This is a genomic window from Microbacterium testaceum, assembly GCF_001476655.1.
GTDB classification, from domain to species: domain Bacteria; phylum Actinomycetota; class Actinomycetes; order Actinomycetales; family Microbacteriaceae; genus Microbacterium; species Microbacterium testaceum_C.
In genome coordinates this window covers 36,417-45,179 of the sequence record NZ_LDRT01000008.1, presented here as the reverse complement: position 1 = coordinate 45,179, position 8,763 = coordinate 36,417, and the positions used below count along the sequence as shown (strand labels likewise).

Genomic DNA, 8,763 nt, shown 5'->3' with positions numbered 1-8,763 from the left:
CCGTCGGGGGTGACGGTGCGGGTCTTGCGTCCGCGGGTGTCGTACGCGTGGACGGTGATGCGTCCTTCACGGTCGGTGACGGAGACGAGGTTGCCGGTGGGGTCGTACGCCATCGACTGGCGGTTGCCGTCGGTGTCGATGATCCCGACCAGGCGGCCCTTGCGGTCGGCGATCCACGTGTTCGCGTTCGACCCGTCACTGTCCGCGACCTCGGTGACCCGGCCGGAGAGGTAGGTGAAGCGAGTGTGACGCCCGAACTCCGTGGTCTGCTCCCGCACCCGCCGCTGCGCGTCGTACACGTTCGTGCACTCGATGACGCCGGTCGCGGCGGTGACCTGGTCGATGAGGTCGTCGTCGTTCCACCGGTACGTCCGCGTGCCGCCCGGACCGGTCACGGCGGTCAGGCGACGGCCCTCGTCGTAGAGGTACTCGACCCGGCGGCCATCCGAGGAGGTGACGGATGCGACGAGCCCGTCCGCGTACTCCACGTCGACGCGGCGGTCGCGGGAGTGCTCCAGCGCGACGATCGCGCCGGCGGCATCCCGGAGGACGGTGACGACGTTGCCGGCCCCGGCACCGGCACCGAGCCAGTCGCCGCCGGTGGTGAACGCCCACCACCCGCCGGCGTTGTCGGTGACGAGCAGCCCGTCGGGGGCGTCGAGGCCCCGGGCGCGGAGGTCGGCGGACGGCACGCGCGCCAGCCAGTAGTTCTCCCCCGTCGCTCGCGCCCACTCGCGCCCATCGACACCGAACACGACCTGCCGCCCGTCCGCCATCACGAACCGGGCATCATCGTCCGACAGCAACAGGGTGACGTCGAGGACCGACGACCACCCGACACCGAACACCCCCGCACCCTCGTTCAACGAGTTGTACATCCGTGTCAGCGACAACAGGCCCGTCGCCGCCGGGAACGGGAGATCGTTCTCCGGCTCCAAGAAGTTTCCCGTCGCAGAGTTCACGGGGTCGTTCACGAACCCCGTCGTCGGAGCCCCACCCCACGCCGTCGGCGGGTCGATCACCAGATCCTGCCGGGTCGCGGACACCCCCGCCGCCGCCAGCGACGCCGCCAACGCGGCATCCGACACCGTCCCGATCCCCCCATTGGTCCCGGCGTCCTCGAACGCCTGCGCGATCGTGTTCGCCCACGCCGAATCGTTCGCATTCGCATCCAGCCACGCCCGGAACCCCGACACCACGGGACTGACATCGATCCCACCGAAATCGCACGTCGACATGAAGTCGCTCGTCCACTCCGAGAGTCGACCCGGATGCGCCGACAGTCCCGCGTCCAGCTCCGCGTTGCCGGCGGCGAACGAGCGGAGGTTCTCCGGCCGCGCCGACGACGTCCCGCCCCCGCCTCCGCCACTGCCCGGTGCCGGCGTCTGCCGCGCCGAGGGCGTCAGAGCCGTGGACTGGAACACCGGCGGGCTGATCTCACCCGCGGTGGGCGGCGGCTCCTCACCGAAGATGTCATCCCACGTGGCATCCAGCCAGTTCGACCGCCGCGCCTCCACACGGTCGCGCCACTCCCGCGCCCGCTTCCGACGGGCGTTCTCCTCGCGCGCCGCATCGCTCAACCGCCCCATGAACGACGCGATGTCGCGCAGCCGGTACACCAGCTCACGGGCATCACCCGCGGCGATATCGGCGTTCGCGTTGAACAACTCCGAGAAATACCCCGAGAAATCCGTCCGCGCCGTCGCCGCATACGAGATCCGCGAGGCAGTCTGATCCTCGACGGAGTTCGCGGCCGCGTTCGCGGCGGACACAACGGCATCCGCCGCCGCAAAGTCATACGTCAGATCCGGCGCCCCATACACCTCGAGATCGACATCGCTCATCGAAACCCCCCCCATAGACGACGTGCGGCCACCCACCAACCGCTCATGGCGTCAGAAAGACTAGCTCGCGGGTCTGTGGCGAGCGGAAGACTTGCTTTTGGGCGTCGTCTGCGCCTAGGAAAAGCCACCTCGGCTGGGGATTGTCGATGAGGTCGACGGCATCCAGGCTCCCCGGAGGTCGGCCGCTCCCCGAGGAATAGACTGGATGCCATCGACACCGTTCTTCCGGGATCTTCCGTGGCCACTTCCTCTTCTGCGCGCGCTTTCGACGTGCGTCACCTGCAGCTCGCGCGCGCCCTTTTCGCCGCCATCGCCGCAGCGATGGTCACGTTCTCGTCGGATCACTCCGCGCCCGTCGGCCTCGCGGTCTTCAGCGGCTTCGCCCTCGCCACCGCGCTCGTCTTCGCGCTCTCGGCCTGGCTCGTCTTCCCCCACGGGCAGCGCGCGACGGTCATCGTGCTCGCGGTCGTCTCGGCGGTGGCGGGTATGGCGGCGAGCGTGCCCTCGTGGCGCGAGACCGGCTTCTTCTTCGGCATCGTCATCTCGTGGGCGGTCGTCAGCGGCCTGATCGAGGTCATCGCCGCTGTGCGCGACCGCCGAGCCGGTCGCACGGCCGCCGCCCCGCGCGACGGCCTGCTGATCGGCATCCTGACGCTCGTCCTCGCGGTCGTCCTTCTGATCACCAGCCCGCAGTACTCGCTCGGCTACGCCATCGAGGGCGCTGGCTCGTTCACCCTGACCGGGATCGTCATCGCCGTGGGCCTCTTCGGTGGCTACGCGGCGGTCGTCGCGGTCTTCCTGGCGATCGCGGGGTTCTCGCCCCGCCGCCCCGAGCCGATTCCGGCCGCACCCACCGAGGAGGCCGTGTCGTGACCGACAAGCCCGCCGAAAAACCGACCCGCCGCGACCTCATGAAGCCGATTCAGCTCCTGGGGCTCGCTTTCGGCGCCGCCCTGTTCGCCGGCTTCACCACGCTGATGTCGATGGGCTTCTTCCAGACGCGCCCCGCCGATGAGATCCAGCGCGCCCTGGTCGTCGGACTCGTCGCGGCCGGCGTGACGTTCATCGTCGTGCTCATCACCGTCGCGCTCCTCCTGCTCGTCGTCGATCCCGCGAAGGTCACCACGACCGTCGACCGGCCGTTGCTCCTGCCCCGCGACACTCCGGATGCCGCCGCCCCCGAAGCCGCGGGCACCCCCGAGGCTCCGCGCGCCGACGACGGCCCCGAGAAGTCCCGCGGCTGAGCCCCGCGCGTCAGGCGCGGCCCCGCGCGTCAGGCGCGCCGCGGGTCGATCATCGTCATGCCCGCCGGTGAGGCCGTGTCCATCGCGGGAAGCAGGGTCGTCGCCTCGCCCAGCCCGATCACGCGCTCGACGAGGTCGTGCGGGCGCAGGGCTCCGCTTTCGATGAGAGAGAGCATCTCGGGGTAGTCGACCGCGGCCATGCCGTGGCTGCCGAGAAGGTCGAGCTCCCACGCGATCACGCGCGCCATGGGCATGGCCGTCATCCCGTCGGCGGTGGGCAGCAGCCCGATCTGCACGTGACGTCCCCGTCGGCGCAGGCTCAGGACGGCGTCGCGCGAGGTCTGGGCACTCCCGACCGCGTCGACGGACACCTGACTGCCCCCTCCCGTGAGTTCGTGCACGGCGGCGGGGATGTCGGATCCGTCGGCGAGCAGTGTGTGCTCGGCGCCGAGCCGGGCCGCTGCCTCGAGGGCTGCGGGGGTGCGATCGACGACGATCACCCGTGCACCGAGAGCCACCCCGATCATGACGGCGCTGAGACCGACGCCCCCGGCGCCCACGACGGTGATCCACTCGCCGGCCTGCACGCGCGCCCGGCCGGTGAGGGCGCGATAGGCGGTGGCGAAGCGGCACCCCAGGGCCGCGGCCGCCTCGAACGAGACGCCGTCGGGGATCCGCACGACGTTCGTGTCGGCCGCGCGCAGCACGACCCGCTCGGCGAACGACCCCCACTGCGTGAAGCCGGGCTGCTGCTGGTCCGGGCACACCTGCGCGTTGCCGCCCACGCACCACTCGCACGCTCCGCAGCCCATCACGAACGGCACCGTGACACGATCGCCGACGTTCCAGCGCTGCACGCCTTCCCCGACCTCGACGATGACCCCCGCCAGCTCGTGGCCCGGCACGTGGGGGAGCGCGACATCATCGTGCCCGACCCACGCATGCCAGTCGCTCTTGCAGAGTCCGGTCGCGTGCACCTCGACCACGACCCCGCCGTCGGGGGCGGCCGGGGCCTCGACCTCACGCACCTCGAGAGCGGCGGCCAGGGCATCCATGATCATCGCGCGCATGGCATCCATTCTCCCGCCCTCGTCGAAGGCCGTCAGGACGCAGGTTCTTCGCCCCGCGTTTGACGGTCGGTTGATCGGTGCGGGAGCGTCGGCCACCTCCGCCCGGCACAGTAGGCCGAGGAAAGGGGTCTCGTGTCCGGGTTCTCGCGGGTCGCGCTGGTGTTGACGGTCGTCCTCGCCGCGGCACCGACCGCGGACCCCGGCACGGCCTCCGACACCCAGACCATCGTCGTAGAGGTGCCGGCGAGCAGTCGGCAGAGCCCCGCACCCACCCCGGTGCCATCCTCTCTCGACGGTGGGTCTTCCGCGGCCCCGGAGACGCGCGGGAACCTTCCGGCTACGGGACAGGATGCCGGGATGCTTGTCGTGGGGATCATCCTCGGGGTGGGGGCCCTCGCCGCCGGCGCCCTCATCGCGCGCTCCCGCCGTCGCGCCGGCTGACCGTCGTCGGCCCGCCGTGTCACTGCATCCAGAGCACGATTCCCCGTTGCCCCGTGAGCACCGAGGCGACGCCCGCGCGCACGGCCGCAGCCGCGCGTTCGGGCGTGAAGGAGGCGGGGTCGTACGCGGATGCCGTGCCGAGGCCCTCGCCACGGTAGGCGGCTCCCGTCCAGTCGGCCGCCGTCACGTTCTCGGTCGGCTCGGCCAGCTCCGCACCGACGACGAGGAACTGCCGATCGAGATGGCTCGCGGTCACCGTGGCGAGCGGGTCGACCAGGGCGTCGCCGGCGCTGATGATCAGGTCGGGATTCATGTTCATGGCGGCGACGATGCCGTCGATCATGTCGGCGTCGGCGTGCACGACCTCCAGGTCGGCCCGGGTCTCGGTCGCCCATTCCTGCACCGCCCGGACGAGCACGGCGGTCGGCGCGTCGTCGCCGACGGTGAGCAGGACGACACGGTAGCCCTCGGGCGCGCCCACTCCGTCCCACGATCCGGGCGACGGGGTGTGAGTCGACTCGGGCGCGGGAGGCGTGGCGGGGAAGAAGCCCGCACCGGGTGAACCGATAGGCGAAGGCTCCGGCCGCATCTCGCTCCATCCGGGCTCCGTGGAACACCCGGTCAGCAGGGTCAGGGCGACGATCGTCGCCACCGCGGTCATCATGCGCCTCACCGTCTCACTGTGCGCTCGCCGTGAGCGATGCGGGTGGCGCGCGGGAGAACGGCGGGCGCACGTTTCGTTTCCGTTCTCTCCGCCGCGTCCCGCCGTTCAGCACCGCGGAGCACCCTCGTGGCGGAAAGGTGTTCATGTCTTCAGTGGTCCGGCGCGCGGCGCGCGCCCTTCTCTTCCTCGTCGGTCTGGTCGCGCTCCTCGCCTCGGCGACGCCGGCGTCGGCGCACGGCATCCTCTCGGTGGTCTACGCCGACCTGTCCAGCGGCGGTCCGGGCGTCGTGCACACGAAGCTGCAGGTCGAGTACGACCTCTTCGTCGTCTCAGCGGCGGACGCGGCGAAAGACGACCCGCTGTACCGCGCCGGCATGGATGCCTTCACCGCCGGGGACAGCGACCAGCAGATCGCCGTCCTCCAGGCGCACCGTCCCGCCGTGTCGTCGTACGTGACCGAGCGCTTCCGCATCGACGCCGGGGGACAGGCGTGCGCCCCCACGCTCGCGGACGACATCGCCATGACGACGCAGGACGGCGTGCCCTACGCCGTGCTCGAGCTGGACGACGCCTGCCCGCCGTCCGAGAACGGGCACGAGGTCGTCTCCACGCTCTTCCCCGACAGCGAGGGCTTCGTCACCGACACCAAGACGATCCTCACCTACGCCCTCGACCTGCACGAGGGGAGCACGGTCCTGGATGCCGAGCACCCGTCGTTCACGACGGCGCAGTCGCCGCTCGAACGCTTCTGGGAGTTCTTCCGCCTCGGCGCAGAGCACCTGCTGACCGGGATCGACCACATCCTGTTCCTGCTCGCGCTGATCGTCGGCTCCAGGCGGTTGCGCGAGGTCGTGATCGCCGCCACGACGTTCACGCTCGCCCACTCGGTGACGTTCATCCTCGCGGCGACCGGGGTCGTCGCGGCCCCTCCCGAGCTCGTCGAGCCCACGATCGCGCTCTCTATCGCCGTCGTCGGCGCCTGGTACCTCTGGCGGTTGTGGCGCGGCGGCAAGGTCGATCAAGACCTGTCGCACGCCCACGGGTTCCTCCGCCTCGATCGAGCGGGATGGCTGCGGGTGGGGGTCGTCTTCCTCTTCGGACTCGTGCACGGGCTGGGCTTCGCCTCGGCGCTGGGCATCGACGAGCCGTGGTCGTGGACGCTGCTCTGGTCGCTGCTGGTGTTCAACGTCGGCATCGAGGCGGTGCAGATCGGCATCATCGTCGTCGCCTTCCCGCTGCTCGTCCTGCTGCGACGCCATTACCCCCGCATCGGGATGTGGGCGAGCGGTCTGCTCGCGGTCGTCGTCACGGTGGCCGGACTCGTGTGGTTCGTCCAGCGCGTCCTGGGCATCGAGTGACGAGCGTTGAGCGATTCGATAGGTGCACTGAGTCAAGCATTCATCCGATGGTCACCGCGCGGGCGGAGCGTGGGGGAGCCCGCCATCGCGGGTTCCCCCACCTAGAGAAATGGACAGTCATGCTCCCTTTCGCATCGACGTCGCACGGGACGCGCACGCGTCCGCGCGCCACGTGGATCGCAACGGCCGTCGTCGGCGTCTCGCTCGTGCTCTCGGGCACAGCGGTGGCATCGGCCGCGCAGGCCGACTCCCCGGCGACCCTCTCCGGCGTCATCCTCGGCGTCGGAGCCGACGAAGCACAGCGCATCGTCACCTGGTACTCCTCGGCCGACACCGCGCAGTCGGTGCAGGTCGCCCCGACCTCGACGCTCGTGAACGGCGAGTTCCCCGCGTCGGCCACGACGTTCTCGGCATCCGGGACCGCCAACATCGCCACGAGCGGCGGGTACAACCGCCACGCCACGATCACGGGCCTCGCGGAGAGCACGGGGTACTCGTACCGCGTGGGATCCGACGGCAACTGGTCGCCGACCTACGCGTTCAAGACGCAGTCGTTCGAGGGCGACTACGACTTCCTCTTCTTCGGGGACCCGCAGATCGGTTCGTCCGGTGACGTCGCGAAGGACCAGGCGGGGTGGCAGGACACCACGAAGGTCGCCCTCAGCGCCAACCCGAACGCCGAACTGCTCGTCTCGGGCGGCGACCAGGTCGACTCCGCGAACAAGGAAGACCAGTGGAGCGCCTTCCTCGCTCCCGACGAGCTGCGCCAGTACCCCTGGGTCGCCACGATCGGCAACCACGACGTGGGCGGCAAGGCCTACGAGCAGCACCTGTACACCCCGAACACCGACCGCTCGGGCGCGTACTACCGCAAGGGTGCCGCGAGCACCGGGACCGAGTCGGGCGGTGACTACTGGTTCATCTACAAGGACACGCTGTTCATCGACCTCAACAGCAACAGCTACGCCACCTCGCAGGGCGGCGGCGGCGACGACGCTCACGTGGCCTATGTCACCGACGTCGTGAACAAGCACGGCGCCGAGGCGAAGTACACGGTGCTCGTGTACCACCACGCGATCTACTCGCCGGCCGATCACGCGAAGGACGCCGACAACAAGGTCCGCCGTGTCGACTTCCCGACCGCGTTCTCGAAGCTCGGCGTCGACCTGGTCCTCCAGGGTCACGACCACAGCTACTCGCGCTCGTACGAGATCAAGAACGGCGCGAAGGCGAACGCCGGCGAGAAGCCGGGCCAGGACGAGGTCTTCGAGGGCCCCGGCGGCGTCGTGTACGTCACCGCGAACTCGGCATCCGGATCCAAGTACTACGACATCACCGCGCCGGACAACAGCGGCACGAGCGGTGCGGGAAACGGCGCCGACCCGCTGAACCCGAACAACTACTGGTACAACTCCGTCGAGAACCAGGAGCACGTCCGCACCTACGTCAAGGTCCAGGTGCAGAAGGACCAGCTCGTCGTCCAGAACATCCGTTCCGGCGACTGCTCGGCCCCGAACGCCGCCGTCGAGCTGAACCGCGTGCTGTGGTGCGGCCCGCAGAACGGCACGCAGCCGGCCGAGGCCGTCGGGTCGATCCAGGACGAGGTGACCATCCACCCCAACCACGGTGACGGACAGGACATCCAGGTCGACGTGCCCTCGGGTGCGCCGGGCGAGTTCGGCTGGACGATCAACGGCCACAACGGTCTGGTCGACCTCGGCACCGCCGAGGAGAAGAACCTCCAGTACTTCGAGGCGACAGGTCAGATCAACCCGATCGCCGTGACCGACACCCGTCGCAGCAAGGCGGCCTGGTCGGTCTCGGCGTCGGTGGGCACCTTCACCGACGGCACCAAGACCTTCGAGGGCAAGTACCTCGGCTGGACGCCGAAGGTCGTCACGGCGGGCGCGGGTGCGTCCGCGGGTGCGGCAGTCGGCTCCGGTTACGACGGCGGCGACGGCCTGTCCACCTCGCGGGTCCTCAGCTCCGCGGCCATGGGTCACGACCGTGGCGCGGGCGTCGTGGGCGCGGACCTCGACCTGAAGATCCCCAACTCGATCGACAAGGGAAGCTACCGCGCGACCCTAACCCTCACCGCGCTGGCCGGCTGACCAGCGAACCGGGCCGGCGGGGAGTTCGCTC

At 70.2% G+C, this 8,763-nt stretch carries 8 protein-coding genes; 5 read left to right on the top strand and 3 right to left on the bottom strand.

Annotation, left to right across the window (positions count from 1 at the left end):
* A partial coding sequence (locus NS220_RS01895) for a DUF6531 domain-containing protein (protein ID WP_193755242.1) occupies positions 1-1,844 on the bottom strand: 1,844 nt, incomplete at its 3' end.
* A 237-nt stretch (positions 1,845-2,081) separates the two neighbouring features.
* Between NS220_RS01895 and NS220_RS01890 the strand changes: the two genes are divergently transcribed.
* Positions 2,082-2,717, top strand: a complete 636-nt coding sequence (locus NS220_RS01890) for a hypothetical protein (protein ID WP_058622410.1) — start codon at positions 2,082-2,084, stop codon at positions 2,715-2,717.
* On the top strand, positions 2,714-3,088 hold the full coding sequence (locus NS220_RS01885; protein WP_081322933.1) for an amino acid transporter: 375 nt from the start codon (positions 2,714-2,716) through the stop codon (positions 3,086-3,088). The genes NS220_RS01890 and NS220_RS01885 overlap by 4 nt, the downstream gene beginning before the upstream one ends.
* Before the next feature lie 29 nt (positions 3,089-3,117).
* Here the strand turns inward: NS220_RS01885 and NS220_RS01880 are convergent, their stop codons facing one another.
* Positions 3,118-4,158: a zinc-dependent alcohol dehydrogenase family protein gene (locus NS220_RS01880; RefSeq protein WP_058622412.1), complete on the bottom strand. Its 1,041-nt coding sequence runs from the start codon at positions 4,156-4,158 to the stop codon at positions 3,118-3,120.
* A gap of 132 nt (positions 4,159-4,290) precedes the next feature.
* On the opposite strand from NS220_RS01880, the gene NS220_RS01875 reads away from it, so the two are divergent.
* Positions 4,291-4,599 carry an LPXTG cell wall anchor domain-containing protein gene (locus tag NS220_RS01875; protein ID WP_058622409.1) on the top strand — a complete coding sequence of 103 codons (309 nt, stop codon included), beginning with the start codon at positions 4,291-4,293 and terminating at the stop codon, positions 4,597-4,599.
* Positions 4,600-4,618: 19 nt separating this feature from the next.
* Here the strand turns inward: NS220_RS01875 and NS220_RS01870 are convergent, their stop codons facing one another.
* Positions 4,619-5,263 (bottom strand): hypothetical protein, encoded by a 645-nt coding sequence (locus tag NS220_RS01870; RefSeq protein ID WP_081322932.1) that lies wholly within the window; start codon positions 5,261-5,263, stop codon positions 4,619-4,621.
* A 143-nt stretch (positions 5,264-5,406) separates the two neighbouring features.
* Between NS220_RS01870 and NS220_RS01865 the strand changes: the two genes are divergently transcribed.
* A complete protein-coding gene (locus NS220_RS01865) occupies positions 5,407-6,621 on the top strand; it encodes a HupE/UreJ family protein (RefSeq protein WP_058622407.1) in 1,215 nt (404 codons plus the stop codon).
* Between the two features lie 119 nt (positions 6,622-6,740).
* A complete protein-coding gene (locus NS220_RS01860; protein WP_058622406.1) occupies positions 6,741-8,732 on the top strand; it encodes a purple acid phosphatase family protein in 1,992 nt (663 codons plus the stop codon).
* The last annotated feature ends 31 nt before the right edge of the window (positions 8,733-8,763 follow it).

Coding starts and splice junctions, on each gene's coding strand:
- NS220_RS01870 (WP_081322932.1), bottom strand. CDS start 5,263: ATGATGACCGCGGTGGCGACGATCGTCGCCCTGACCCTGCTGACCGGG.
- NS220_RS01860 (WP_058622406.1), top strand. CDS start 6,741: ATGCTCCCTTTCGCATCGACGTCGCACGGGACGCGCACGCGTCCGCGC.
- NS220_RS01865 (WP_058622407.1), top strand. CDS start 5,407: ATGTCTTCAGTGGTCCGGCGCGCGGCGCGCGCCCTTCTCTTCCTCGTC.
- NS220_RS01880 (WP_058622412.1), bottom strand. CDS start 4,158: ATGCGCGCGATGATCATGGATGCCCTGGCCGCCGCTCTCGAGGTGCGT.